This is a genomic window from Amycolatopsis sp. NPDC005232 (assembly GCF_040607795.1).
Classification (GTDB): domain Bacteria; phylum Actinomycetota; class Actinomycetes; order Mycobacteriales; family Pseudonocardiaceae; genus Amycolatopsis.
The window spans coordinates 252872-277388 of record NZ_JBEXHL010000005.1 but is presented as its reverse complement, the minus strand read 5'-3'; the positions used below and the strand labels follow the sequence as shown (position 1 = coordinate 277388).

Sequence of the window (24517 nt, the reverse complement as noted above, 5' to 3'; positions counted from 1 at the left end):
CCCGACCGAGTCTCGCGAGCGCGCGACGGTACCGCTTTTATTGACATTTGACAATATTGTTCAAGCCACGCCGCAGACCTCTCCAGCCAGGGATATATTGACACTTGACCATTTAATCCACCGACGGGGGTTCCTTCCATGCCCACCACCACGCAGACCTCCTCCGAGTTCGCCTGGCCGACCGGCCGCAGCCGCCGCGCGACGGTGGAAGCGCAGTTCGGCGCCACCCGCGCCGATCTGATCCAGTCCGCCCTGACCACGGGCGACCCGCTGGCCGACGACGTGATCGCCGAGATCCACGACCACGGCCGCGACGTCCGGATCGCGCTGAACAACGGCATCGAACACGGCCTCGACTCCCTGGCCGATCCGCCGCCCGCCGTGGCCGCCCTGCTCAAGCACGTCGAGGCGACACCGGACTACGTCGACGACAGCCTGCTGGAGGACGCGTCGCTCCCCTTCTTCACCAAACCCGCCGCGGTGACCGCGATCTCGCTCTCCGCCGGAGCGCTGGTCCGGTCCTACCAGTCGCCGTCGATCTCGACGGTCCTGGCGATGACCGGCCGGCTCGTCGAGGGCGCTCCGCGGCGCCTCTACGAAACGGGGCAATGGCTCAACACCGCGATGCTGCCCGGGGCGATGCGCCGGGGCGCGCGCGGCTACGTCAGCACGCTTCAAGTCCGCCTGCTGCACGCGGCGATGCGCCGGCTCGCCCACGACCGCGGCTACGACGAAGCCGCGCTCGGCGCTCCGATCAACCAGGTGGACATGGCGCGGACGTGGATGGACTTCACGCTGACGTCGCTGACCGCGGAGCAGCTGATGGGTTTCGACATCACCTCCGCCGAGCAGAACTCGTTCTACCGTTACTGGTGGTACGTCGGGCACGTGATGGGTGTCGAGCCGCGCTTGGTCGAGGGCGTCACGAACAACGAAGAGGCCAAGCGCGTCGACGACCTTCTGCAGACCGTCACCGGCCCGCTGATCCCGGAGTCCGCGGTGCTCACCGAAGCCTCCCTGAACTCCCTGGCGGACCGGTTGCACACCTTGCTCAAGCTGCCGGAGCCCGTCGCGCTCGCGGTGCTTCGGTCCCTGACTCGCCGCTTCCACGGGACCGGGGTCAGCCGGGAACTGGCGATTCCGGCAACCCCGCTGACGGACAAGCTGCTGGCGGCGGCCGTTCCGGTCGTCGCGCGCAGCCGGGCCCGGCTGCGCGCGAACCCGGAAGCGTGGCGCAGCGCCACGCTCGAGAACGTCGAGGCGGCCCGCACACGCGTCGCCGACCAGGACGGCAGGACCGGTTACGAACACCACGCCGCCGAATGACCGACCACGGGGAGCCTCCGGCGGCGCTCAGTAGGATCCAGGCCGTGAGCGAGGCAAGTCCGAGGCGTCCCGGCCGTCCCCGCAAGGGGGCGGCCCCGGCGTCGACCGATCGCATCCTGGCCGCCGCGCTGCACGCGTTCGCGGTCCAGGGTTTCCACGGCGTGTCCATCCGCGACCTCAACCGCGAGCTCGGCGTCAGCCACAACGTGCTGCACCAACGGTTCGGCTCGAAGGAGGCGGTCTGGTACGCGGCCGTCGACTGGGGATTCGGCAACGCGGTCGCCCAGGTCGCCGCGGCCGACGTGCCCGGTGCCGAGCCCCGGGAACGGCTGCGGACGATGATCCGCACGTTCGTGGGCTTCGCCGCGAGCAACCCGGATCTCGGCTGCATCATGAACAACGAAGCCCGCCGGCCGAGCGAGCGGCTGGAGTACCTCCTCGACCACTTCGTCCGGCCCATGCTCGACACGTTCCTCCCGGCGTACCGCGAGCTCGTGGACGACGAGCACCTCGAGCGGGTCCCGCTCCCCACGCTGTACTACCTGATCACCACCGGCGGGGCGGCCCCGTTCACCAACGAGGGCATGACGCGGCGGCTCTTCGGCGACGAGCCGTTCACGCCGGAGGCGACCAGCCGGCACGCCGACGCCATCGCGGACCTGCTGGTCGCGGGTCTCTGACCGGTCACCGGCCGGTGCTCGTGCGCGCCGGGCCTTCCGACGGCGCGAGCACCTCGGCGCCGATCGTCTCCGCCAGGTGCAGGGCCACCTGCACCTTGAGATGATCGTCCTTCAACGACCGATCGAGCAGCTGCTCGGCCTTGCGCACCCGGTAGAGGACCGTGTTCTTCGCGACGTGCAGCTGTTCCGCGGCCGCGCCGACCCCGCGCGCGTGCTCGAGGTACGCCCGCACGGTCGCGCGCAGCTCGGCCGAGGAGTCGTCCGAAGAGGACAGTGGCCCCAGGTGCCGCCGCACGAAGTCGCGGGCCAGCCTGAGATCGTCCGACAGCAGCAGGGCCAGGTCGAGGTCCGCGAAGTCGAACAGGTGCCGCTTCCGCGAGGCCTGCCTCGACATCCGCTCGGCCAGCGCGGCCTGCCGGTGGCTTTCGCGGAACCCGGCCACATCACGGCCCGGCAGACCGGCGGCCGCACGGATGCCCTCGAACTCAGTCCCCTCTTCGAACCGACGGGGTGCTTCGCGGGCGCGGCTGCCCCAGGCCCAGAGCTTCGCCGGACCGACGAACACCAGCAGGCGCGCGGTGCAGCCGGTCCGATCGAGCAGCCGCACCGCGGCGCGCTCGAGCAGGTGCGGATCTTGCTCGCCTCGCTCGAGTCCCCACAACACCAGGGCGACGTGGTGCTGGGAGAGGTCGTAGCCCAGCCGCTCGAGCGAGCGCTCGCCCTCCTCGGTGCCGTCCAGTACCGCCTCGACCAGGTCGCGCCGGGCGTACGCGGCGCTCTCCACCCAGCGTTGCCGCTCCGCCGAGAAGTTCTCGACCAGGATCTCGGTCAGCGCGTCCAGCCAGGCCAGCAGATCGGCGACGACCTGCCGTCCGGCGGCGGTGATCCGGTTGGCGGGAAGCGTGCGGTCGGCGAACGCGAACAGCTCCGCCGTGAGGTTGCTCAACGTCCGCTGCAGCCCCTGCATGATCTGCTCGATCGTGAGCCCCCGCGGCACCGCGTGCCGAATCGCGTTGGTCGCCTCGGCCAGCAGCGCGTCGGTCACCGGTCGCCCCGTGCACAGGCACAGCACCGCGCTGAGCACGATCGCCTCGGGAACCGCGCGGGCCATGGAAAAGTCCCCGAAGGGCGCCGTCCAGCCCACCCGTTCGAAGAGCACCTCACTGCGTTCGACCGCCCAGCCGACGGCACCCTCGCCGATCATCTCGGCCATTTCGGCCAGCAGGTCCGGCCGGCTCGCCGCGCCACCGAGCACGTATTGGTCGTCGGGACGGAGTGCGCGCAGCCAAGAACGATCCACGGAGGAATCCACCTGGCCGACCGTAGCCCCAGCGATCTTCGCCCACGACTGGTCCACGACCTGGACCCGCGAAGTCTCGATTTTCCTGGACCACCACCAGCCTAGTGGGACAGATAGATGGACTTGAGCTGCTCGTACGCCGCGAGCCCCTCAGGCCCAAGCTCACGCCCGACTCCGCTGTCCTTGTAGCCGCCGAAGGGAGACGCGGGATCCAGTGAGTAGAAGTTCACCCCCACGCTGCCGGACTCGATCCGCCGCGCGAGGTCGATCCCCTTTTCCACATCGGACGTCCACACGGTGCCCCCGAGCCCGTAGTCCGAGTCATTGGCCAGTGCGACGGCCTCGTCGAGCTCCTCGTAGGGCAGGACGACCAGCACCGGGCCGAAGATCTCCTCACGAGCGATCCGGGAATCGGCGTCCACTCCGGCGAACACCGTGGGGCGCACGAACCAGCCCCGGTCCGTCTCGGGACGGCCGCCGCCGGCGACCAGCTTGGCGCCCTCCGCGACGCCGAGTTCGATGTAGGCCTCGACTCGATCGCGGTGGCGGCTGCTGACCATCGGTCCGATCTGTGTCGCCCGGTCGAGGGGGTCTCCGACGGTCAAGGAGCCGGCCACTCCCGCCACCGCGTCCACGACCTCGTCGTAACGGCGCCGGGGCGCCAGGATCCTCGTCGAGACGTAGCAGGTCTGACCGCTGTTGAGCAGCGACACTCCGGCGAGCCGCTGTGCCAGGGCCGCCACGTCCGCGTCGTCGGCGACGATCGCCGCCGACTTCCCGCCGAGCTCCAGCGTCACCGGCCGCAGCAACCGGCCGCACGCCTCGCCGATCTCGCGCCCCGCCGTAGTCGACCCGGTGAAGGCCACCTTGTCCACTCCGGGGTGCGCCACGAGGTACTCACCGACGTCGGCGCCTCCGGGAACCACGTTCAGCACGCCGGGCGGGATACCCGCGCGGTCGGCCGCGGCGGCGAGCTCGAACGCGTCGAGCACGGTCTCGGGAGACGGCTTGAGCACCACCGGACATCCGGCCGCGAGCGCGGGCGCGAGCTTGAACATGGTGAGCGTCTGCGGGAAGTTCCACGGCACGACCGCCGCGACCACCCCCACCGGCTCCCGGCGGACCAGCGTGCTGCCCCGGCCGTCGAGCCGCGGCCGGCGTTCCTCGACCGGCCGGGTCCGGCACAGTTCGGCGTAGTAGCGGAGCAGACCGACCGGCAGCTGTCCTTCCGCGGGAAGCGCGATCGAGATCGGCATGCCGTTCTGCTCGCTCGTCAACCGCGCGCGGTCGGCCAGATCGGCGACCAGCTCGTCGGCGAACCGGTCGATCAGGGCGGCCCGCCGGTCCGGGTTCAGGTCGGCCCACTCCGCCGAGCGCAGAGCCCGCCTCGCCGCCGCGACCGCGTCGTCCACATCCGCCCGGCCGGCCGCCGGCACGGAACCGATGAGCTGCTCGGTGCTCGGCGAGCGCACTTCGATCGCCGCGTTGTCCAAGGCCGGCCGCCACTCGCCGCCGAGGTAAAGACTTTCGTGTACCTGCATGGTCGGATCACCTTTCGTCCGGCTCGGGCCGGGCTTCTCGCCGAAGCCACGATCACACGCGGCCGGACGCTGTTGCCTGCGCCGACAGCGCAAATCGGCAGCAGCGCCCTGCACTCGCGGTGCGAAGGCACGCCGCACCACCTCCGATCGCCCTTCCGCCGGCGTGGCCACGATCCGTTGTGACGGGCAACGCACGGTGTCACGTCCTGCCGGGCATCTCAGTCTGGTTGACGAAAACGCCGAGACCCGGAGGAAGAGGCAACGATGCGCGTGGCAGTCGCCGGCGGCACCGGCATGATGGGCAAGCTGGTTCCCGGATGGCCGCGCTCGCGGACCGGGCCCAGGCCGACAAGGCGAACGTGCAACGTCTCGTCGACCGCGTCTGCGCGGTGTTCGTGCTGGTCGTGCTCGGCTGCGCGGCCGTCACGCTCGTGGCTTGGGCACTGGCCGGCGACGACTGGGGCCACGGCTTCGCTGCGGCCCTGTCGGTCCTGATCATCGCGTGCCCCTGCGCGCTCGGGCTGGCGACGCCCACCGCCCTGATGGCGGGGATCGGTCGCGGGGCCCAGCTCGGGATCCTGGTCAAGGGGATCGGCGCGCTGGAAGCCAGCCGGGCGGTCGACACCGTCGTTCTCGACAAGACCGGCACCTTGACGACCGGCCGGATGGCCGTCGCCGATGTGCGCCCGGTGGCCGGGACGTCGCATGAGGAACTGCTCCGGCTGGCGGGAGCAGCCGAGTCGGGTTCCGAGCACCCGCTCGCCTCCGCCCTGGTGCCGGCCGCCGGCGACGTGCTTCCCGCCGGCGACTTCCGGACGTTGGCGGGACTGGGCGTCCGCGCCGTCGTGGCCGGGTCCGCGATCACCGTCGGCCGCGCCGCGCTGCTCGAAGCAGACGGGCTCACTATCCCGCCCGGCCTGTCAAGCTCCCTTGTGGACAGTGCGACCACGGTCTTCGTTGCCCGCGAGGGCGAAGTCCTGGGAGCCGTCGACCTCACTGATGAGCTCCGCGACTCCGCGCGGGCCGCGGTTGCCGAGCTCCACCGGCTGGGCTTGCGGACGGTGCTGCTGACCGGTGACCACGAAGGCGCCGCGAGGGCGGTCGCCCAACGCCTCGGCATCGGCGAGGTCCGGGCCGGAGTACTTCCCGCCGACAAGGCGCGGATCGTACGCGAACTGCGGGAAGCCGGGCGCTGCGTGGCGATGGTCGGCGACGGGATCAACGACGCCGCGGCCCTGGCTTCGGCGGACCTCGGGCTGGCCGTCGCCGACGGCACGGACCTGGCGATGAAAGCCGCCGACGTGATCCTGGTCCGCGAGGACCTGCACGCGGTCGCCGACGCCGTCAGGCTGGCTCGACGCACCCTCGCCACAATCCGCGGAAACCTCGTGTGGGCGTTCGCCTACAACGTCGCCGCGCTGCCCCTCGCCGCGCTCGGCCTGCTCAACCCGCTGATCGCGGGCGCCGCGATGTCGCTGTCCTCGGTACTCGTGGTGTCGAACAGCATGCGGTTGCGTTCCTTCAGCCCTCACGGCACTCAACCGGCCCGGGATACCTCCACAATGGACCAGGACATCGGCTGAGTTCCGGATCACCGCGACTCCTCACGAAAGCGGGCGCACCACGCCTGAGTGCGCCCCCCTTGGCTTCGGCCCGGCTAGCGTTCCAGTGCCGCCTTGACCGCGGCGAGGTAGCCGGCGTGCACCGAGTCGCCGGGATGAGCGGAGTCCTCCATGAACTTCTTCTCGAGGACCGGATCGAGATCGGCTCCCGCCGCCACCAGAACCGTCATGTCACGCCGGAAGTACGTCCAACTGCCCTCGGCCATGAGGGTGTAGACGATCTGGCACCGGACCCCGTCGAAGCGCAGTCGATCGGTCTCGATCACCCAGGTGTGGCCGGGCACCGAAGTGGTCGCCAGCCATTCGGTGTCGTAGCCGCCCTCGTCGAGCGTGCCGGGAGCTCCGATGACCTCGATCCAGCGGGTGCCCGCCACGGCGCTGCCCTCCGGCGCGTCCCTGACCGCCACGGTGACTGGGTGGGTACCCACCCAGTTCTCCGGCTTCGTCACGTAGTCGTAGACCTCCTCGGGGCTCCGGCTGATCCGGGTGTCGTTGCTGATGGTGATGGCTCGCAAGGTTCTTCCTCCCGTATACCCGGTCATCCGAGGTCCGGATCGACCTTCTTCGGGCGACCGGGAACCCAAAAGATGACACGTGTCAATATAACAGCAGGGCGTGCGACAACCGAGAGCCGATGCGGGGCACGAGTTACGAGGGCCGCTACGTCATCGCCGACATCCACTGGCCGGTCGGTCTGCCCACGGAACGCCGCGTGTGGCTCAACCCCGACAGCGCCCCGGGCTCGACCATCATCATGCACCGGCAGCCAGGCGACATCTGGCGGATCGCTCTGCGCGGCTCCGCCCCGGCGTGACTGTGCCCGCGCTGCCGGGCACCGAATCGAATGGTGCCTTTGTCGCTCCTAGAAGCCCGGCTCCCGGCCCTGCCGACCGGCCCGGTGTCGCCCCGGTGTCGTGCCCACGAGTTTGGTGAACGCGGCGATGAAGTGGCTCGGATTGGCCCAGCCGCAGGCGTGCGCTACGTGCGTGGTGTCGTGGCCTTCGGAGAGAAGGATCAGGGCGTGGTAGACGCGCAGCTGGGTGCGCCACTCGTAGAAGGTCATGCCGAGCTCGTCGTGGAGCAGGCGACTGAGGGTGCGGGCGCTGGCGCCGACGGTGCGGCCGAGGTCGGTGAGGGGGGTGTTGTCCGCGGGGGTTTCGTGCAGGGCGCGGGCGAGGGCGCGCAAGCGGTCGTCGTGGGGTTGCGGGAGGTGCAGGGGTTGTTCGGGGGCCTCGTGGAGTTCGTCGACGAGCACGCGGCGGAGGCGGGCGCGCGCCGCGGGGTCGAGGGGGCGCGCGGAAGGGTCGTAGTTGCGGGGCCCGGTGAGGGTCAGCAGGGCGCTGCGGGCGAGATCGGAGGCCGCGAACACGGCGGGGTGGTCCGGCACGAGCCGGGCGAGGGACGGCGGCAGGAAGACGATCCGCATGTCCGTGTCGCCGTGGGCGCGGTGGTGGTGGGTGGCACCGGCGGGCGTCCAGGCGACGCGGTTGGCCGGGACGATCGAGGTGCCCTGTCCAGTGTGGACCGACAGGACGCCGCGGGCGGCGTACACGAGGTGGCCGCGCGGGTGGGATTGCACGGGGCTCGTTCCGCCCGACGGCCAGAAGTGCGCGCCGCCGGACGGCCAGACGTGCGAGCGGGCAGGTTGGCGGCCGTCGGGCATGAGTTGGCATTCTACCGGTGGCCGGTCAGCGCGCGTCCGGGCGAGAGTGCAGGGCATGGGTACGACGATGCGAGCGGCGGTCTGCGTCCGGGCGGGCGGGCCGGAGGTCCTGGAGATCCGTGAGGTGCCGGTGCCGGCGGTGCGGGAGGGCTGGAGCCTGGTGCGAGTGCGGGGCGCGGGCCTGAACCGGTCGGAGCTGAGGACGCGCCAGGGGCACTCCCCGAATGTCACCTTCCCACGGGTGCTGGGCATCGAGTGCGTGGGAACCGTGGCGGTCTCCACCGATCCCCTGCTGTCGGAGGGCACGACAGTCGCGGCGGTGATGGGTGAGCTGGGCCGCGAATTCGACGGTGGCTACGCGGAGTACGCCCTGGTGCCGAACCCGCTGCTGATGCCGATCACGACCACGTTGCCGTGGGACGTCCTGGCCGCGCTGCCGGAGACGTACCTGACCGCGCAGGGCGCGCTGGACACCTTGGCGGCCACGCGGGGCCGGCTGCTGATCCGCGGCGGGACGTCGTCGGTGGGGCTGGCGGCCGCGTCGATCGCGGCCGCCCGCGGGGTCGAGGTCGCGGCCACGACCCGGCGTCCGGACAAGGTCGACGCTTTGAAGGCCGCCGGTGTCGACCACGTGCTCGTCGACCCCGGTGGCTCGCTGGCGGCGAGTGTGCACGCGCTCTGGCCCGCAGGACCGGACCACGTGCTGGACCTCGTCGGGGCGAGCACGGCGATCGACTCGCTGAACCTGGTCCGGCGGACCGGGACGGTGTGCGTGGCGGGTTCGCTGAGCGGGTGGGTGATCCCGGACCTCGAACCGATCGCGATGATCCCCTCCGGCACCAAGCTCACGGCGTTCCACAGTGACAACCTCAAGGGCAGCACACCCGTGATGCAGCGGATCGTCCACGGGGTCGAGGCCGGCGTCTACCGGCCCAGCCTCGACCGGGTCTTCGGCCTCGAGGATATCGTCGCGGCCCACTGCTACCTGGAAAACGACCGAGCCATCGGGAAACTCGTCGTGCTGCCCTAGTGGAGTGTCCACTCAGGACGGCAGCTCCACTTCGAGTCCCATGATCGTCGTGGTGCGGCTGCGGCGGAACCACCTGCGGGCCGGGGCGATGTCGGGCAGCTCGTCGAGCAGGGCCTTGCGCTGCGCCGGGGTCACCGCGCGCCAGCGCAGTTCCAGCACGGGCCGGACCGGGGACACGAAGGCGCGCACCTGCTCGTGGACCTCGGTGACGCGGGTGCGGTACTCGCGGTCCGGCTCGTAGGACAGTTCCAGGTCGATCAGCGGTTCGGCACCCCCGGCCCGGTGCCGGCACCTCGACAGCATTCGCGCGATCTCGTCCACGGCGAGCTGCACCATGGTGGTCATCCGGTCCTGCCAGGGGCCGGGGTGCGGAGCGTTGACCCCGGCCGGCGCCAGGTCCGCCAACGGCACGATCAACGCACCGATCGCGGTCCCGGTGAGCTCGACGCGGAGCCGGCGCCCGCCCGCGTCGGCGGTGAAGCGGGGCACCCGGCCGGCCAGGCCGACGCCGGACCGCAGCCGCACCCACTCCGAGACGTCGCCGGGCGGGTGGCCCGACAGCACGAACGTGAACTCCAGCTCGTCACCCGCGAGGTTCATCTTCGCCGGGAACGGGGACCCGAGGTCGGTCATGAACGCCGAGCCGATGGTGAGAGCGACGCTGGACCCGCCTCCGGTCATCACCGCCTCCTCTGTGGGGGTGGAGCTAGACCTGCAGGTCCGCTTCGATGCGCTTGAGGTAGTGCCGCGCCAGCGCCAGGTTCGCGCGTTCACGGTCGAGCACCAGGTAGAGGAACAGCGAGTTGCGGGAACCGACCGAGTTCAGCAGGCGGATCAGGTGGTACTGGCGGTGCAGGGTGATCAGGATGTCCTCGATGCTGTCGTTGAGCGCGAGCGAGGCCATCACCCGCAGCTTGGACCGCACCACCTCGGTGTTGCCGGCCGCGGCGACCTCGAGGTCCAGCCAGTCGCCGCCGCCGCTCGTGCCGAGCGACATCCCGCTGTCGTAGTCGACCAGGGCGACGCCGATGGCGCCGGCGATGGACATGGCTTCCTTCAACGCGGTGTCGATGTTCATCATCACTCGAACTCCTCTTGTGAACTGGTGGTGGGCGGGGTGCCGGGTTCGGCTAGGCGGCCAGGATCGCGCCGAGCCGCTCGATGACGGGGCGGGACTCGAACAGCAGGCGACCGACGTTGAGTCCCTTGTCCCCCATGACAACCAGCACCGCCACCCGGCCGATGGCGTACACGGCCATGTAGCCGTCACTGCTGAAAACCACGGTCTGCTTCAACGTGCCTTGCCCGCACACCTCCGACGCCTGGCGGGCGATCCCGAGGTCGGCGGCCGCCAGCGCGGACAGCTTCGCGGGATCGAGGTGGTCGGCCGCGTCGGCCATGATCGGTATCCCGTCGACCGCCGCGAGCACGGTGTCGGTGACGCCGGCGACGTTTTCCCGGAGTTTTCTCAGCTCGGCGGCCAGCGCGTCGAAATCCACTATTCTATCTTCCTGCGTCGAAAAAGGACGAACGGATCGGATGGAATTCCGAAGACCCGGTGTACCCCGGTGACCGGGTGGGCAAGATCCGCGCACAGCACGTTCGGAGTCGGTCCGATGATCACGTTCCAGCAATGACTCCGAGTTCACTTCGTGGTGCGAAACCCGGCCGGCCGACTCGATCATCGCCCATTGGGGTCACCCTTGCGAGCGCAGACACTACCGACACCACCACTCTCGGCCAACGGGCCACGCAAGATCACTTCCAGGCCCACACGATCAGCCCAACCACATTCGGTCACTCCGGCCCAGAACCGAGGGAATGGTCTGGTCGCGGTCAAAAGATCACCAAATCGCGGTTCGGACCGTTTTCCGCCTTCGATCACCGGCGCGAACTGCCACGACACGGCCGGGGAATCGCGGCCGTCGGCTCTGGATTTGCCGTCGGCTCACCTGCCCGCGCGAGCGTCGGTTCACGGATCACGCAGGACTGGTACAACTGTGAAACACGCCACTGCACTTGCAAACTGCGCCCATTCGGCCGCCGCGAATGCCGCATTTCGGCGAGTTCGTCTTCGCGTTCGGGCGCAGCGTCGCCGATGAACTCCCGGCGCCGGTTCGACAATCCGATGTGGACGCGGCCGGACAGTGACGGCGCGGTTAGGCCGAATGGCCGCAGCTGCAAGCCTTAATGCACTTCGAATCGCGAGCGCGACGCACGAGTCGATCAGCTGCTCGTACTCCCCCGGCCACCCCGAGCGGACCACGTCGCCGCCCTTTCGCTGACCCCGCGACCGGGCTTTTCCGCCAAGCGGGAGAAATGCTTGGCGCGCACCCTCGCCCGAGGTTTTCTGAGGCACCTGGTTTCCGCGGGGTGTTCAAGGAGGAGCAGTGGCCGGAACGCGGTTCGTCATGAGCTGAGGGCGGCGGCGATCGCGGCCGCCGCGTCCCGCAGCGGCCGGACCAGCCCGGGCTCGACGGGGGTGAAGGGCGTGAACCGCGGCAGCCGTCCACTCAGGACGGCCGGCGCGCGGTCCTTGGCCGCACCGGCGAGCAGGATCTTCCCCGCGCTGGCGGCCGCCGTCGGCAGGGAGTCGCCCGACCGGCTCAGCTCGACCGTCTCCCAGAGGCCCGCGACGGAGTCGAGGCAGATCAGGCGGGTGCCGTCCAGGGCGCTCAACGCGACCGCCGAGCCGGTGCGCCGCGCGAGTGCGTGGGTGTGGGTCGCGGCCGCCGCGCGGAACTCGCGTTCCCACGGCGCCGCGACACCCAGGCGCCAGATGCGCTCCCCGAGCTGGTAGCCGCCGTCGGCTGTGCGGACGAGCGCGCCCGAGCGCAGGAGGTCACCGAGCAGCCGGTGCACGGTCGGCACCGGCAGGCGCGCGTCGCGGGCGATCGCGCTCAATGTCGGCGGCGTGGCTGCTTCGGCGACGACGTCCAGCAGTGCGAAGATCCGTGCCGAGACCGCGCGCTTCACCGCGTCGCCGGGATGGGACACCATGCCCTCCTGTATCAACCTGTGATAATTCGCAATCATTCGATGATAGACTTCCGCCAAGGCCCCGCCGGTGCAACAGCTTCGGCGAGACTCTCGACGGCAGGTGAGGACACTCGGGTGGCAGGCGCGAAAACCGGAGCGGACAGCGCTCGGCGGGCTTTGGAGATGCTGTTCGCGTTCACCGAGCAGCACCCGACGGCGTCGGTGAAGGACCTCGCCGAGAAGGTCGACGTCCCCGTGCCCTCGGCGCACCGCTACGTCGCCATGCTGCGCGAAATGGGCCTCATCGAAGAAGGCAACCGCGGCCGGTACCACCTGTCGATGCGGGTCGCGGCCCTCGGGCGGGCCGCCCGGCAGGCCACGCCCATCGTGGACCTGGCCGAGCCGCACATGCGCCGGCTGGCCGAGCAGATCGGCGAAGCCGTGCTGCTCATGCGGATGGTCGCCGGGCAGCCCGTGTGCTTCCACCGGATCGAGACGCCGAGCCGGTTCCGGCTGTCGTTCGAACCGGGCCAGCCGCTGCCCCTGCTGAGGGGCGCGAGCGCGCGCCTGCTGCTGGGCGCCAAGACCCCCGCCGAGCGGGCGGCCTACGTCGACTCCGCTCTCGAGTCGGGCGCCCAGCCGCCGGCCCGCGGTCGCGACGAGTTCCTGCGCGAGGTGGAGCACGACGTCGAACGCGGTTGGGCGGTCAGCAACGAGGAGATCGACCAGGGCGTGTGGGCCGCTTCGGCCGCGGTGCACGAGGGGGGCCAGGTCGTGGCCGCAATCTCCGCACCCTGCCCGGCGTTCCGGATGGACGACGAACGCCGGGCCCTCGTGATCGACCGCGTGCGCGAGGCGGCGGCGAACCTCAGCCACGCGCTCGACCCGCGCTGACCTTGGCCGGCGTCCCCGCCGGCTCGGGCTCTCCGCGACCTTCGCGCACCCCGAGCATCAGGACCATCGCCAGCAGCGGCCCCGCGGCCAGCGTCGCGAACGCCGCGAGAAACGATCCGGTGCCGGCGAACACCGCGCCGACCACCACGGGAACGATGGTGGTGCCCAGCTGCCACAAGGCGTTGGTCGTGCCGGCCGCGGTCCCCGTGACGGTGGCCGGGACCAGCGTCGGCACGAACGCCACGAGCAAGGTGATCGCCGCGTAGGCGAACAGGCCCAGGATCGCGCCCATCCAGAAGAACGTCGACGTCGCGCCGAGGGTGCCGAACACGATCAGCAGCACGCCGAAGATGCCCGACAGCGCGATGATCGGCAGCTTGCGCTTGTCCGGGAAGAACCGGTCGGCGAGGAACCCCAGCAACGGCTTGGCGATCGCGGCCATGACCGAGAAGATCACCACGACCAGCCCCGCCGTGCCCGGCGAGATGTGGTGGCCCTTGATCATGAGCGCGTTGGCCCACGTGACGAACCCGTAGACGCCCCAGAAGGCGCAGAACCCGGCGAGGCTCACGAACAGCAGGTTGCGGTTGCGCAGCACGAGCGAGAAGTCGGGCAGGAACCGGCGGCGCGCCGACGTGCTCCGGCTGACCGGCGGCGTGCCGAGCGGGCCGGGTTTGAGCACGAAGTACAGCACCACCGAGAAGGCGATCGAGATCCCGCCGAAGAGGTGGTAGCTCGTCTCCCAGCCGTGCCACGCGATCAGGCTCGGCACGATCGCGTTGGCGATGCCGAGGCCGATGGACGTCGCGGTGAGGAAGACGCCGATCACCAGCCCGAGCTCGTTCGGCCGGAACCACGTGGTGACCAGGCGGATGCCGGCGGCGTAGTCGGCGCCGGCGAACAGCCCGACCAGTGCCTGCACGGTGATGCCGAGCGCCGCCGACGTCGTGGAGCCGAAGACGATCATCAGCACGCCGGCGCCGAACAGCGACGCGGTGAGCGTGCGGCGGCTGCCGATCGCGTCGGACAGCACACCGCCGACGGCGTTGGACACGACGTAACCGACGTAGTACGCGGTGGCGAATGCGCCGAGGCTCGCAAGCGGCACGCCGAGGCCCTGCCCGACGAACACCGCGGCCGGGCCCCACGTCGAGCGGTCGATGGAGGTGAGGGTGAAGGAGAACCAGCACGCGAACAGCACGAGCCAGCGGTACTTGGACAGGGCGACGGGAGCCGCCGGGGCAACGCTCATCGTTGAGCCTCCGTGGTGGGGTGCCGGGCGGCGCGGACGGGAACACCCGCGCCGTCGGGGAGAGGCGGAACCGGCCGGGAAAGCCGGTCTCCGCTAGAGGTCGAGCACGAGCCGGGCGGACGCGCAGCCGCCGACGCAGATCATCATCGTGGTGTTCTTCGCGCGTTCCTTGGCACTGAGGAGGGTGTCGCGGTGCACGGGCTCCCCCGCGAGCACCTTGGTCTCGCAGGTACCGCAGAACCCTTCTTCGCAGGACGAAAGGATGTCCGGCCGTTTGACGCGCACCGCGTCGAGAATGGACTGTCCGGATCGGACGGTGACGGTCTCGCCGGTCTGCGCCAGCTCCACCTCGAAGGACTCCTGCGCGGTGACGCCGATCGGTTCGGCGGGTTCGCCGGTGAACCGCTCGAACCGCAACAGCAGAGCGGGGTTCTCCCGCTCGACGGTCTCAGCCAGCGCCGTGAGCAGCCCGCCGGGGCCGCACGCGTACAGCATCGCCCCGGTGGGGGCGGCGCGGACGATGTCCAGCAAGGGAAGCGGACCTTCGACGTCGTCGCTGCGCAGATGGATCTCACCGTTGCCGCGCCGCGCGAGCTCGGTCAGCTCAAGGGCGAAGGCGAGGGTGTCGCGCCGCCGTCCGCCGTAGTGCAGCTGCCAGGGCACGCCGTGGTCCGCGGCCTGGCGGATCATCGCCAGCAGCGGCGTGATGCCGATGCCGCCGGCCACGAAGACGTAGTGACCGGCGGGTTCGAGCTCGAACCGGTTGCGCGGCCCGCGAATCCGCAGCTCCCGCCCGAGCAGAGCCGTGTCGTGGATCTCGGCCGACCCGCCGCGCCCGGCCGCTTCGCGCAGCACAGCGACGGTGTAGTCGGGCGAATCCGGTTCCCCGCACAAGGAGTACTGGCGCACGAGCCCCGAAGGCAGCACGACGTCGAGGTGCGCGCCGGGCGTCCACGACGGCAACGGCCGGTCGTCGGCGGCTCGCAGCCGCAGCGACACCACGCCCTCGGCTTCCCAGCGCGCCTGCACCACCCGCACGGCGCGGGTCGTCTCCTCCGTCATCGCGCGGCACCCCCGGTGAGCTCGCCGTCGCGCGCACCACCGCGCAGTACTTGCAGGAAAGCGGTCACGAAGGCATCGTCCTTGAGGATCACCACGTTGTCGGCCGACTCCCGGATCGCGGCGACGGCGAGATGCGCGGCGGGGTCCTCCCATCGCGCCCCGGGACTGACGAGCACCGCGCCGAGCAGCTTCCCGGCCGACCGCGCCGCGTCGCCGATCACCCCGACGGCGGTGCGATCGACCTCCGGCAGGTCGTGGGCCAGCAGCACGACGACGTCGGCTTCGTGCACTGCCCGCTCGACGGGACTGCTCACGGCCCGGCCCTCGCCCGTCGCGGGCAGCGGCTCGGGTTCGAAACGCTGCTGGGAGTCCAGCAGCAGCTCGTCGGCGACGGTGATGCCGGCCAGGCCGGTTCCGGCTCGGGCATCGGCCCACGCACGGGCGGCGGCGTCGAGCGGGATCAGCAGCACGCCGGCTTCGTAGGACCGGCGGGGCCACGAGGGTTCGGCCATGGCCGGGTCCCTCCTTCCGGGGTGCGGGGTCAGATGGACACGAACTCTTCGCCGGGCCGCACGACGAGCGCTTCCCTCGCGCCCTCGTTGAACGGCACCGATTTCGGCAGCAGCACCGAAGCCGAACGGACACGGTGGTGCTCGGCCCGGTCGCCGGGCAGCGGGTCGCCGTTCTCGCCGGCTTCCTCGGCGGCGGCGAGCAGCCGGCGACGGGCGAGGATGATCGCGGCATCGCTGGTGCCGAGCCGTTCCTTGGTGCGGTCGACGATCGGGCCCATGCTCTCCTGCAGCGAGAAGTCCTGCGCCGCGATGCCCTCGACGCCACTGAACGTGCGCTTGCGCCGCTGCGCTTCGCGGTCGATGAGGTAGTCGTTGTCCTTGTTGGCCAACGTGCGGTACGTGCCGGGCAGGTACTTGGCGTGGATGCCCTCGCCACGGCGCATCGAGGCCACCTCGTCCTCGCGCAGGTCACGCGTCGGGTGGTAGTTGATGCTCCACGCCCAGCAGGTCTCGTCGTCGATCGGCACCCAGGCGTGCGCGCCCAGCGGGTTGTGCGTGCCGAACGGCGGGATGATCGTGTACCACGGCATGATCCACTGCGTGACGCGCCAGTAGTACTCGTCGTCGCCGGCGTTGCGCCGCGCGCCGATCAGCAGGCCGCCGTCGGACTCGATGACCTCGAACTTGGGGCGGGTGTCGGCTTTGAGGTACTCCAGCCCGGCGGTCCCGGCGTGCATCGGGTCGTCGTCCATGTTGAACCGGTGCGCGAAGGAGACGTGGCTGGAGTCGATGCCGCCCTCCATCGCCTGCATGAAGTTGGTTTCCTGCAAGCGTTTCGACACGAACACCTGCGAGCCGGCCAGCGTGGCCCACTCCAGCTCGGGCAGGTCCGGCTTGAGCTCGGGCAGGCCCAGGTACGCCCAGATCACGCCACCACGTTCGACACAGGGGTAGGCGGTCTGCTTGATCTTCTCGCGGAAGCGGCTCTCCGGCGGCTCCGAGGGCATGTCGACGCAGTTGCCGTCCACGTCGTACTTCCAGCCGTGATAGGCGCAGCGCAGCCCGCATTCCTCGTTGCGGCCGAAGAAGAGCGACGCGGTGCGATGGCTGCAGAACTCGTCGATGAGCCCGATCCGGCCCTCGGTGTCGCGGAACGCGATGAGCCGCTCCCCCAGCAGTTGCACGCGTACCGGCGGGCAGTCCGGCTCCGGGATCTCCTCGGCCAGCAGGGCCGGGATCCAGTAGCGGCGCAGCAAGGTCCCCATCTCGGTGCCCTTGTTCGTGCGGACGAGCCGCTCGTTCTGCTCGCGTGTCAGCAACACAGACTCCTTCTCGTGGTGGGTGCGGTTCGGGTCAGGCGGCGGGCCGGACGACGACGTGGGGCGACTCCGGCCCGGTGCCGGCGGCCAGGCGCGCGAGCATCTCGGCCGTGCCGTCGAGGTCGACCTCCACGGTCGGCACGGCGTCGAGGCCGGAGTCGCCGGCGGTGAGTGAGGTGAGGGCTTCGGCGATGGCTTCCGGCGAGCGGCCGCGCACGGCGGCGACGTGAAGTCCTTGCCGGAACAGCGAAGCCGAGTCGAGGGTGATGGGCGCCGGGTTCTTCGGGGACGTCAGCACGAGGCGCCCGCCGTGGCCGAGCAGGGCGACGGCGGGGTCGAGCACGGACGGGTCGCTGCCCACGGTGTCGACGACGACGTCCGCCGTGCCTTCGGGGAGGTGTCCGAACCGGACGGTCTCGTCCGCCACGACCACCGGATGCGCGCCCAGTGCCTCGGCCATCTCCAGCCGTTGCGCATCGCGGGCCAGGCCCGTCACGAACACCCGGCCGGCACCCGCACGCCGCGCCGACGCGGCGACCGCGAGCCCGTGGTAACCCGGCCCGAGGACCACGACGGTTTCCCCGCCGCGCAGCGCTCCGGCGCCGGTCACCCAGTCGATCGCGTTGGCGTACGGGAGCACCCAGGCCGCGAGCGCGTCGCTCAGCCCGGCCGGCACGCGGTGGGTCACCGCGTTGGCCGGGAGGAACGTGAACTCGGCGTTGCCGCCGGTGAGGCCGGGGCGCTCGGCCGCGGGGATCAGGCCCACGCGCCGGCCGCCGCGCCACAGGTCGGTCTCGGGGCACAGCCGGTACGACCCGGTCGCGCACGTCGGGCACCGGCCGCAGGGCAGGTACTCCTCCAGCACCACGCGATCGCCGAGGACCAGGTCGCGTCGCCGCGCCGCCTCGGCACCGAGCGCCGCCACCCGGCCGACGACGTGGTGTCCCAGCACCGTCGGCTCGGCGACGCCCCGGCCGAACAACGCCACGTCGGTACCGCAGATCCCCGACGCGATGACCTCCAGCCAGCCCTCGCCGGGACCGGCCGGCACGAGGTCGAACGAGCGGACCTCCCCCGTCGCGTCCGGCAGCGCCACGCTCGCCCGCGCCATGGCGGGCAGCCCCGCGTCGTCCGAGCGCGTCATCACGCCACCTCCACTGTTATCACCGCTTATTTATCACTGTGCGATATCCACAAATCATTTGGTGATAGGAGAGTAAGTCGCGTGCGCCGAAGACGTCAAGGGCAGTGCAGCTCACCCGGACCGGGCGAGGCGGGCGACCGGCCCGCGCCGCAACGATGGTGGGCAGACCACCGTCGGCGCAGACGAGGAGGCGGACGTGGCCGAGGAAACCGGCGCCGGACGCCACCCCAGGGCGCGGCGGGCCGTCGCGGCCGTCGCGGCGCTGCTCGGCGCGCTCGCGATCACCGCCGCGTGCGCGGGTGGCCAAAATGGACAGACGCCGCCGCCGGCGTCCGCCCCGGCCTCGCCCGCGCCGACCTCGGACGGAGGGCGCGTCGCGTGCGCCTCGGTCGCCACGGCGGCCCAGAACCTCGCGACCAAGACGGCCTCGCTCGTCACCGGCCAAGCGAGTCGCGACGAGGTGACTACCGCGGCGCGCGACCTGCGCTCGTCCCTCGACGCCGCCAAGGCCGAGCTCGGGCCGCAAGCGCAATCCGACCTCGACGCCGCCGGGACGGCGCTCCAGCAGCTGCAGGACGTGCTGACGACCCAGCCGCTCGACGTCACCGCGCTGCGCACGGCCGCGACGCAGGTCGCCACGGCGATCAGCGCCGTCGTCTCCGTGTGCGGCAGCTCGACGAGCACGCCGAGCACGCCGGCGACGACTTAGGCAGCGCACAAGGCCGTTCGGGGAAGTTCACCGGCCGCGGTACTGCCGCGACACCACCGCCCCGTAATACCGTTCACTCGGCAGCACCGGTCCCGGCAACGAGGCCACGACCCGAGGCTCCGCACCCACTCCGTTTCGCCAGTGAGAGGACAGTTCATGCCCAAGGTGACAGTCGGGGAAGAAAACGGCGCGCCGATCGAGCTCTACTACGAAGACCACGGCGCGGGCCGCCCGGTCGTGCTGATCCACGGCTGGCCGCTGTCGAGCCGTTCGTGGGAGGGCCAGGTGCCGGCGCTCGTCGAAGACGGCTACCGCGTGATCACCTACGACCGCCGCGGATTCGGGCAGTCGTCGCAGCCGTGGGACGGCTACGACTACGACACCTTGGCCGACGACCTCGACAAGCTCCTCGCGGCGCTCGACCTCACCGAGGTCACGCTCGTCGGCTTCTCGATGGGCGGCGGCGAGGTCGCGCGCTACGTCGGTCGCTACGGCACCGGCCGCGTCGCCAAGGCCGTGTTCGCCGCGGCCGTGCCGCCGTACCTGTTCAAGGAGGACGGGAACCCCGACGGCGGTCTCGACGAGGCCGCGCTCACGGGCTTCCACGACGGGATCCGCGCCGACCGCCCCGCCTTCGTCGAAGGGTTCGTCACGAACTTCTTCTCCGTGAAGGGCCGCACCGACCTGGTCAGCCCTTCGGTGCACGCCTACAACACGGTGATCGCCGCGTTCGCCTCCCCGAAGGGCACGCTGGACTGCACCACCGCGTTCACCAAGACCGACTTCCGCGACGACCTGAAGGCCTTCACCATCCCGACGCTGGTCATCCACGGCGACTCGGACGCGATCGTGCCGTTCGAGGTCAGCGGGAAGCGGACCGCGGAGGCCATTCCCGACAGCCGGCTCGTGCTGGTCGAGGACGCCCCGCACGGCCTCAACGTCACCCACGCCGCCACCTTCAACGCCGAACTGCTCACGTTCCTGCGCGAGTGACGGCCCGCGCCGGTGTGGTGCATCCGTGCACCCGGCACCACACCGGCGTCCCGGTCACGCGACCGGATAACCCGCTTCGGCGAGCAGTTCCGCCGAAAGCGTCCACAGCCGCCGCGCCTTCGCCGGGTCGAGCGCGAAGTCGGCGACGCCGCGCCGCACCCCGGCGGTGAACGGCTCGGCTTCCTGGCAGTCCTCGAAGTACTTCCCGGTCGCGCCTTCCACGAGCGGCGACGCGGCGAGCAGCACCGAGGTCGCGGCGCCCTGCGCGATGTCCTTCACGGACACGCCGGTCGCACCGGCGGGATCGAAGGCCGAAGGCGGGTTGTCCATGTGCCGGCCGAGGTTCGTCGACCAGATGCGGCCCGGATTGAGCGCGTTGACCGCGATCCCCTCGGCCGCCCAGAGCCGGGCGGCCTCGACGGCGAAGAGGATGTTGGCCGTCTTCGACTGGCTGTAGGCCGCCCACGGGTCGTACGGCGCGCGGGCGAAGGACACGTCGTCGAAGAGGACCTCGCCGTTGACGTGTCCCACCGAGCTGACCACGACCACGCGGGCGTGCCCGGCCGCGGCGAGCGCTCCGTGCAGGCCGGTCGCCAGCTGGAAGTGGCCGAGGTAGTTGGTGGCGAACTGCAGCTCCCAGCCGTGCGCCGTCCGGCGCTCGGGTGTGGCCATCACGCCGGCGTTGGCCACCAGGATGTGCAGCGGCCCTTCCCAGGCCGCCACGAACGCGCTGACCGAAGCCGGGTCGGCCAGGTCCAGTGTGGCCACGTGCACGGCCGCGTTGCCCGTGCTCGCCACGATCTCGCGCGCCACCCGCTGCCCCGCTGCCTGGTCGCGCACGGCCAGTGTCACCTCCGCGCCGGCCGACGCGAGCACGCGGGCCGTCTCCTCGCCGATCCCCGACGCCGCCCCGGTCACGACGGCGCGCCGGCCGCTCAGGTCGACCCCGGCGACCACTTCGGCCGCCGTGGACGTCGCGCCGAAGGGCGTGGTCACTCGCTGGGTCATGGTGCTGTCCTCTCTGCTCCGCTAGTCTCGTATGTGGAGCTGGTTCCACTTACGACTATAATCGGATGCGGGTCCACTTAGCAAAAAGGAGTGGCGTGACGAACACCGGACGGTCGCTGAGGGCCGACGCGCAGGAGAACCAGGACCGCATCCTCGAGGCCGCGGCGCGCGCGTTTTCCCACCAGGGGGCGGACACCTCGCTCAAGGCCATCGCGAAGGAGGCCGGCGTCGGCATCGCCACGCTGTACCGGCGGTTCCCGGCCCGGGAAGACCTCGTGGAGGCGACCTACCGCAGCGAGACCGAACGCCTGGCCGGATCCGCCGCGGACCTGCTCGCCGAGCTGGCACCCGACGCCGCTCTCCGCGCGTGGGCGGAGCGGTTCGTGGACTACATGCTCACCAAGAACGGGATGGCCGAAGCACTGCCCGGCATCCTCGCCGCCCGCGAAGGCCTGCGCACGCACAGCCGCGACCTGCTGCGCGCGGCGATCGAACGCATGCTGACCGCCGCAGCGGAGGCCGGGACACTGCGCGCCGACGTCCCAGCCGACGACGTGATGATGGCGATCGGCGGCGTCACCCTCATCGCGGGCCACGAAGACCAGCGCGAGCTGGCGTCGCGACTGCTGGACCTGGTCGTGGCCGGCCTCCGGCCCCACTGAGCCTCAGGCGGTCTTCACCCCGACGAGATCGGCCGAGCGGTCCCACAGCCGGCGCGCGAGGTCGTCGTCGTTCGCCTGCGGGTTCACGCGCCGGGCGGGCTTGCCGCGCTCGTAGTACGCCCCGGACTCCCAGTCGACACCCGGCGCCGTGGTCGCCAGCCAGACCAGCTGTCGCGCGCCCTTCTCCGGGCTCACCATGACCATCCGGCCGAGCGGGTTCGTGTAGACCAGCCGGAAGAAGCTGGAGCTCTCGGTCGCGAAGGCCGTGGCGACCGCACCGGGGTGGAAGGCCGCCGCGGACAGGCCCCGCGCGTGGAAGCGGGTGTGGAGCTCGCGGGTGAACAGGATGTTCTCCAGCTTCGCGGTGCCGTAGGCCTTGTGCGGCGTGAACGCGGCGTCATGGCCGAGGTCGTCGAGGCGCAGGTCGCCGAAGAGCCGGGCGCCGGAGCTCGACGTCTGGATCACCGAGGCGCGCGATGCCAGCAGCTTGTCCATCAGCAGCGTGGTGAGCAGGAATGGCGACAGGTGGTTGACCTGCAGGGTCTTCTCGAAGCCGTCGGCGGTTTTCGCGCGGTCGCCGAAGATGCCGCCGGCGTTGTTCACGAGCACGTCGATGCGCGGGTGGGCCGCGTCGAGCGCGGCGGCCAGGTCGCGCACCTGAGCGAAGCGCGCGAAGTCGGCGGTGTGGTGCTCGACCCCGAGCTCCTTGGCGACGGCCTCGGTCTTGGCGGGCGAGCGCCCGACGACCACGACTCGATGGCCGTCGGCGTGCAGGCGGCGGGCCGCGGCCGCACCGATCCCGTCACTGGCACCGGTGATCACGATCGTCTTCGGTTCGGACATGACGCTCCTCGTTCTCGGGTTGCTCAATCGGCACTGTACGCCACTTATGGCACTCAGTGCCAACTCTGCCGGGCGCTGCTAGGGTGGCCCGGTGACCGACCACCGCCCCGGCCTGCGCGAACGGACCCGCCGGGCCGTTCAGCAGGACATCACCGAGGCCGCGCAGCGGTTGTTCGTCGAGCACGGCTACGAGCACACGACGATGGACGACGTCGCCGAGGCCGCGGGCCTGTCGCGGCGCAGCCTGTTCCGTTACTTCCCCACCAAGGAAGACCTGATCGTCGGCAAGTTCGAGGTGCTGGCCGAGACGATGGTCGAGCGGCTGCGCGAGCGCCCGCTCGACGAACCGGCCTGGACCTCACTGCGCCGGGTGTTCGACCTGCTGGTGCCCTACGTCGACGCGCCCGGCAAGCACGAGGTCGCCGAACCCATGCAACGCATCGTCTTCGCGACGCCCGCCCTGCTGGCGAGCTACCTCGAGAAGCTGCACCGCATGGCGGCGGCGGCCGAGACCGTGCTGCGCGAACGCGCCGAAACCCGTGGCACGCCGTCCGACCCGACCGACCCGGCGCTTCCCGCCGTCGCCGGCGCCGCGTTCTCGTGCCTGCTCGCCGCGCAGCACGCGTGGCTCGCCGGCGGGGCCGCGGAGACGTTCGCCGCGTGCCTCGACCGGGCGATGGCCGCCGTCGCCCCCGCCGGGAAGGCTTGATCCGTCCCGGTTTCCCCCACGTCGGCAGGGATTTTTCCTGCCAGCGCTGCCCTGTTGCGACCGAGGACCGCTGAAATCGTTGCCGCAGAAGGTGTGTCCGAGTCCCGCACAACGGCACACCGAGCGCGTAGGGTGCGAAGAGCCGCCCCTGCCCCCGGCGGCGAGCCAACGGGGTGAGGGGCCGCCGTGGATTCCGTGGACTTGACGGGCATCGCCGAACCGCACCTGAGCACCGTGGCCGCCATCGTCGGCTACGTGCGCCAGGGCCGGTTCACCGAGGCCGAGGCACAGAGGATGATCGACCGCGTCCGGGTGCGAGGCCCGGAATGTCCACAAGGGACGGTCGGGTCCGGACTGAAACCGGCCGCCGGGGAGAAAGCTCCGGCGGAGCGGGCGAGCCCGTGATCAGTTCCCTCGGTCCGCCCGCATCAGCACCACGGCCGGGTCGAGTTCGCGTTCGGCCAGCGAGCGGGCGACTTCGCTGAGCCGGGCGTTGTTGCTGCGCGAGTACCGGCGCAGCACCGTGAACGCGTCCGCCATCGACAGGCGCCCGCTGACCGACAACACACCCTTCGCCTGCTCGATGATCACGCGGCTGCTCAGCGCCGACTGCAGCTGGCCCGAGAGCACCTCGCCGCCGCGGATGGCGCGTGCCTGCAGGATCCCGATCGTGGCGGTGTCCGCGAGGGCCTGCGCCAGCGCGAGGTCCTCGACCGGTACCGCCGTGCGGCCGAACAGGTTCAGCGCACCGATCGTCAGCCCGCGCAGGCGCAGCGGCAGCGCGTGCACCGAGGCGAACCCCGCCCGCAGCGTCGCCGCGGCGAACCGTGGCCACCGTTGGGTGTTCGCGCCGATCGAGGCCGCGTGGACCGCGGCCCCGGACCGGAAGCAGTCCACGCCCGGGCCCTCGTCGGTTCCGAGCTTGACCAGCTCCCGCAGCCCGTCCTGCTCCGCCGGGGACACCAGCGCCTGGATGCTCCCCTGCTCGTCGGCGAACGTCAGCCCGGCGGCCCCGACCTCGAGCAGCTCGACGCACCGCTGCGTCAGGCTCTGCAACAATTCGGCTACGTCGTACCCCTCGACCAGGGTGTCCGCCATCGTGACGAACGCCCGGATCACCAGCCGTTCCCGGTCGGCCACGGCGGTCACCTCCCCGATCTCGCGCGTAGTACTCATATTGGCCCTTTTTCCTCGTACGAGTCCAACCTCCAGTCGGGCGATCATCGCGCCGATGCCTCACCTAGCGAGAACCGCAGTTGTGAAAGGGCA

At 71.0% G+C, this 24517-nt stretch carries 27 protein-coding genes; 11 read left to right on the top strand and 16 right to left on the bottom strand.

Annotated features, from left to right (window positions below):
• The first annotated feature begins 138 nt into the window (after positions 1 to 138).
• Both ABZU76_RS12675 and ABZU76_RS12670 read left to right on the top strand, forming a co-directional pair.
• Complete coding sequence (locus ABZU76_RS12675) at positions 139 to 1326, top strand: oxygenase MpaB family protein (protein WP_354868153.1); 1188 nt, start codon at positions 139 to 141, stop codon at positions 1324 to 1326.
• A 44-nt stretch (positions 1327 to 1370) separates the two neighbouring features.
• Positions 1371 to 2006, top strand: a complete 636-nt coding sequence (locus ABZU76_RS12670; RefSeq protein WP_354868151.1) for a TetR/AcrR family transcriptional regulator — start codon at positions 1371 to 1373, stop codon at positions 2004 to 2006.
• A gap of 4 nt (positions 2007 to 2010) precedes the next feature.
• Here ABZU76_RS12670 and ABZU76_RS12665 read toward each other — a convergent pair whose 3' ends face one another.
• Positions 2011 to 3318: a helix-turn-helix domain-containing protein gene (locus ABZU76_RS12665; RefSeq protein ID WP_354868148.1), complete on the bottom strand. Its 1308-nt coding sequence runs from the start codon at positions 3316 to 3318 to the stop codon at positions 2011 to 2013.
• 89 nt (positions 3319 to 3407) lie between these two features.
• A complete protein-coding gene (locus tag ABZU76_RS12660) occupies positions 3408 to 4847 on the bottom strand; it encodes an aldehyde dehydrogenase (protein ID WP_354868146.1) in 1440 nt (479 codons plus the stop codon).
• 317 nt (positions 4848 to 5164) lie between these two features.
• Between ABZU76_RS12660 and ABZU76_RS12655 the strand changes: the two genes are divergently transcribed.
• Entirely contained in the window at positions 5165 to 6430 is a 1266-nt protein-coding gene (locus ABZU76_RS12655; protein WP_354868144.1) for a heavy metal translocating P-type ATPase, read from the top strand.
• Positions 6431 to 6504: 74 nt separating this feature from the next.
• On the opposite strand, the gene ABZU76_RS12650 is transcribed toward ABZU76_RS12655, so the two are convergent.
• Positions 6505 to 6984, bottom strand: a complete 480-nt coding sequence (locus ABZU76_RS12650; RefSeq protein WP_354868142.1) for a hypothetical protein — start codon at positions 6982 to 6984, stop codon at positions 6505 to 6507.
• Positions 6985 to 7103: 119 nt separating this feature from the next.
• Between ABZU76_RS12650 and ABZU76_RS12645 the strand changes: the two genes are divergently transcribed.
• On the top strand, positions 7104 to 7283 hold the full coding sequence (locus ABZU76_RS12645; RefSeq protein WP_354868140.1) for a hypothetical protein: 180 nt from the start codon (positions 7104 to 7106) through the stop codon (positions 7281 to 7283).
• Positions 7284 to 7331: 48 nt separating this feature from the next.
• Here the strand turns inward: ABZU76_RS12645 and ABZU76_RS12640 are convergent, their stop codons facing one another.
• Positions 7332 to 8132 (bottom strand): helix-turn-helix transcriptional regulator, encoded by an 801-nt coding sequence (locus ABZU76_RS12640; protein WP_354868138.1) that lies wholly within the window; start codon positions 8130 to 8132, stop codon positions 7332 to 7334.
• 55 nt (positions 8133 to 8187) lie between these two features.
• Between ABZU76_RS12640 and ABZU76_RS12635 the strand changes: the two genes are divergently transcribed.
• Positions 8188 to 9162 (top strand): zinc-binding dehydrogenase, encoded by a 975-nt coding sequence (locus tag ABZU76_RS12635; RefSeq protein WP_354868136.1) that lies wholly within the window; start codon positions 8188 to 8190, stop codon positions 9160 to 9162.
• Positions 9163 to 9174: 12 nt separating this feature from the next.
• On the opposite strand, the gene ABZU76_RS12630 is transcribed toward ABZU76_RS12635, so the two are convergent.
• The 4 genes from ABZU76_RS12630 to ABZU76_RS12615 form a co-directional block, all read right to left on the bottom strand.
• Positions 9175 to 9843, bottom strand: coding sequence for a hypothetical protein (locus ABZU76_RS12630; protein WP_354868134.1), 669 nt, complete (start codon positions 9841 to 9843; stop codon positions 9175 to 9177).
• 25 nt (positions 9844 to 9868) lie between these two features.
• A complete protein-coding gene (locus tag ABZU76_RS12625; protein WP_326835412.1) occupies positions 9869 to 10240 on the bottom strand; it encodes a hypothetical protein in 372 nt (123 codons plus the stop codon).
• A 52-nt stretch (positions 10241 to 10292) separates the two neighbouring features.
• Positions 10293 to 10661: a roadblock/LC7 domain-containing protein gene (locus tag ABZU76_RS12620; protein ID WP_220247833.1), complete on the bottom strand. Its 369-nt coding sequence runs from the start codon at positions 10659 to 10661 to the stop codon at positions 10293 to 10295.
• Between the two features lie 910 nt (positions 10662 to 11571).
• Positions 11572 to 12162, bottom strand: a complete 591-nt coding sequence (locus ABZU76_RS12615) for a helix-turn-helix domain-containing protein (RefSeq protein WP_354868131.1) — start codon at positions 12160 to 12162, stop codon at positions 11572 to 11574.
• A 114-nt stretch (positions 12163 to 12276) separates the two neighbouring features.
• Between ABZU76_RS12615 and ABZU76_RS12610 the strand changes: the two genes are divergently transcribed.
• Positions 12277 to 13035 carry an IclR family transcriptional regulator gene (locus ABZU76_RS12610; RefSeq protein WP_354868128.1) on the top strand — a complete coding sequence of 253 codons (759 nt, stop codon included), beginning with the start codon at positions 12277 to 12279 and terminating at the stop codon, positions 13033 to 13035.
• Here the strand turns inward: ABZU76_RS12610 and ABZU76_RS12605 are convergent.
• The 5 genes from ABZU76_RS12605 to ABZU76_RS12585 all read right to left on the bottom strand — a co-directional run bounded on the left by ABZU76_RS12605 (position 13010) and on the right by ABZU76_RS12585 (position 18324).
• Complete coding sequence (locus ABZU76_RS12605; RefSeq protein WP_354868126.1) at positions 13010 to 14287, bottom strand: MFS transporter; 1278 nt, start codon at positions 14285 to 14287, stop codon at positions 13010 to 13012. The genes ABZU76_RS12610 and ABZU76_RS12605 overlap by 26 nt on opposite strands.
• A 93-nt stretch (positions 14288 to 14380) precedes the next feature.
• Positions 14381 to 15349 (bottom strand): PDR/VanB family oxidoreductase, encoded by a 969-nt coding sequence (locus ABZU76_RS12600; protein ID WP_354868123.1) that lies wholly within the window; start codon positions 15347 to 15349, stop codon positions 14381 to 14383.
• A complete protein-coding gene (locus tag ABZU76_RS12595; protein WP_354868120.1) occupies positions 15346 to 15861 on the bottom strand; it encodes a hypothetical protein in 516 nt (171 codons plus the stop codon). The genes ABZU76_RS12600 and ABZU76_RS12595 overlap by 4 nt, the downstream gene beginning before the upstream one ends.
• A gap of 29 nt (positions 15862 to 15890) precedes the next feature.
• Positions 15891 to 17180: a Rieske 2Fe-2S domain-containing protein gene (locus ABZU76_RS12590; protein ID WP_354868117.1), complete on the bottom strand. Its 1290-nt coding sequence runs from the start codon at positions 17178 to 17180 to the stop codon at positions 15891 to 15893.
• Positions 17181 to 17214: 34 nt separating this feature from the next.
• Positions 17215 to 18324, bottom strand: coding sequence for a zinc-binding dehydrogenase (locus ABZU76_RS12585; RefSeq protein WP_354868115.1), 1110 nt, complete (start codon positions 18322 to 18324; stop codon positions 17215 to 17217).
• A 196-nt stretch (positions 18325 to 18520) separates the two neighbouring features.
• On the opposite strand from ABZU76_RS12585, the gene ABZU76_RS12580 reads away from it, so the two are divergent.
• Positions 18521 to 19033 carry a hypothetical protein gene (locus ABZU76_RS12580; protein ID WP_354868112.1) on the top strand — a complete coding sequence of 171 codons (513 nt, stop codon included), beginning with the start codon at positions 18521 to 18523 and terminating at the stop codon, positions 19031 to 19033.
• Between the two features lie 156 nt (positions 19034 to 19189).
• A complete protein-coding gene (locus ABZU76_RS12575) occupies positions 19190 to 20026 on the top strand; it encodes an alpha/beta hydrolase (protein WP_354868110.1) in 837 nt (278 codons plus the stop codon).
• 54 nt (positions 20027 to 20080) lie between these two features.
• Here ABZU76_RS12575 and ABZU76_RS12570 read toward each other — a convergent pair whose 3' ends face one another.
• Positions 20081 to 21034 (bottom strand): SDR family NAD(P)-dependent oxidoreductase, encoded by a 954-nt coding sequence (locus ABZU76_RS12570; protein ID WP_354868107.1) that lies wholly within the window; start codon positions 21032 to 21034, stop codon positions 20081 to 20083.
• 95 nt (positions 21035 to 21129) lie between these two features.
• On the opposite strand from ABZU76_RS12570, the gene ABZU76_RS12565 reads away from it, so the two are divergent.
• Positions 21130 to 21696: a helix-turn-helix domain-containing protein gene (locus ABZU76_RS12565; protein ID WP_354868105.1), complete on the top strand. Its 567-nt coding sequence runs from the start codon at positions 21130 to 21132 to the stop codon at positions 21694 to 21696.
• A gap of 3 nt (positions 21697 to 21699) precedes the next feature.
• Here the strand turns inward: ABZU76_RS12565 and ABZU76_RS12560 are convergent, their stop codons facing one another.
• Positions 21700 to 22539: an SDR family NAD(P)-dependent oxidoreductase gene (locus ABZU76_RS12560; RefSeq protein WP_354868102.1), complete on the bottom strand. Its 840-nt coding sequence runs from the start codon at positions 22537 to 22539 to the stop codon at positions 21700 to 21702.
• A 91-nt stretch (positions 22540 to 22630) separates the two neighbouring features.
• Here ABZU76_RS12560 and ABZU76_RS12555 point away from each other — a divergent pair, with 91 nt between their 5' ends.
• Both ABZU76_RS12555 and ABZU76_RS12550 read left to right on the top strand, forming a co-directional pair.
• Positions 22631 to 23248 (top strand): helix-turn-helix domain-containing protein, encoded by a 618-nt coding sequence (locus ABZU76_RS12555; RefSeq protein ID WP_354868099.1) that lies wholly within the window; start codon positions 22631 to 22633, stop codon positions 23246 to 23248.
• Positions 23249 to 23434: 186 nt separating this feature from the next.
• Entirely contained in the window at positions 23435 to 23653 is a 219-nt protein-coding gene (locus ABZU76_RS12550) for a hypothetical protein (protein ID WP_354868097.1), read from the top strand.
• Here the strand turns inward: ABZU76_RS12550 and ABZU76_RS12545 are convergent, their stop codons facing one another.
• A complete protein-coding gene (locus tag ABZU76_RS12545; protein ID WP_354868095.1) occupies positions 23654 to 24424 on the bottom strand; it encodes a GAF and ANTAR domain-containing protein in 771 nt (256 codons plus the stop codon).
• Positions 24425 to 24517 lie beyond the last annotated feature (93 nt).

What these genes read in the sequence shown, in the direction of transcription:
- ABZU76_RS12615 (WP_354868131.1), bottom strand. Translation starts at nt 12,162, where the DNA reads ATGGTGTCCCATCCCGGCGACGCGGTGAAGCGCGCGGTCTCGGCACGG.
- ABZU76_RS12675 (WP_354868153.1), top strand. Translation starts at nt 139, where the DNA reads ATGCCCACCACCACGCAGACCTCCTCCGAGTTCGCCTGGCCGACCGGC.
- ABZU76_RS12570 (WP_354868107.1), bottom strand. Translation starts at nt 21,034, where the DNA reads ATGACCCAGCGAGTGACCACGCCCTTCGGCGCGACGTCCACGGCGGCC.
- ABZU76_RS12560 (WP_354868102.1), bottom strand. Translation starts at nt 22,539, where the DNA reads ATGTCCGAACCGAAGACGATCGTGATCACCGGTGCCAGTGACGGGATC.
- ABZU76_RS12645 (WP_354868140.1), top strand. Translation starts at nt 7,104, where the DNA reads ATGCGGGGCACGAGTTACGAGGGCCGCTACGTCATCGCCGACATCCAC.
- ABZU76_RS12630 (WP_354868134.1), bottom strand. Translation starts at nt 9,843, where the DNA reads ATGACCGGAGGCGGGTCCAGCGTCGCTCTCACCATCGGCTCGGCGTTC.
- ABZU76_RS12635 (WP_354868136.1), top strand. Translation starts at nt 8,188, where the DNA reads ATGGGTACGACGATGCGAGCGGCGGTCTGCGTCCGGGCGGGCGGGCCG.
- ABZU76_RS12575 (WP_354868110.1), top strand. Translation starts at nt 19,190, where the DNA reads ATGCCCAAGGTGACAGTCGGGGAAGAAAACGGCGCGCCGATCGAGCTC.
- ABZU76_RS12600 (WP_354868123.1), bottom strand. Translation starts at nt 15,349, where the DNA reads ATGACGGAGGAGACGACCCGCGCCGTGCGGGTGGTGCAGGCGCGCTGG.
- ABZU76_RS12660 (WP_354868146.1), bottom strand. Translation starts at nt 4,847, where the DNA reads ATGCAGGTACACGAAAGTCTTTACCTCGGCGGCGAGTGGCGGCCGGCC.
- ABZU76_RS12655 (WP_354868144.1), top strand. Translation starts at nt 5,165, where the DNA reads ATGGCCGCGCTCGCGGACCGGGCCCAGGCCGACAAGGCGAACGTGCAA.
- ABZU76_RS12640 (WP_354868138.1), bottom strand. Translation starts at nt 8,132, where the DNA reads ATGCCCGACGGCCGCCAACCTGCCCGCTCGCACGTCTGGCCGTCCGGC.
- ABZU76_RS12625 (WP_326835412.1), bottom strand. Translation starts at nt 10,240, where the DNA reads ATGAACATCGACACCGCGTTGAAGGAAGCCATGTCCATCGCCGGCGCC.
- ABZU76_RS12585 (WP_354868115.1), bottom strand. Translation starts at nt 18,324, where the DNA reads ATGACGCGCTCGGACGACGCGGGGCTGCCCGCCATGGCGCGGGCGAGC.
- ABZU76_RS12545 (WP_354868095.1), bottom strand. Translation starts at nt 24,424, where the DNA reads ATGAGTACTACGCGCGAGATCGGGGAGGTGACCGCCGTGGCCGACCGG.
- ABZU76_RS12605 (WP_354868126.1), bottom strand. Translation starts at nt 14,287, where the DNA reads ATGAGCGTTGCCCCGGCGGCTCCCGTCGCCCTGTCCAAGTACCGCTGG.
- ABZU76_RS12595 (WP_354868120.1), bottom strand. Translation starts at nt 15,861, where the DNA reads ATGGCCGAACCCTCGTGGCCCCGCCGGTCCTACGAAGCCGGCGTGCTG.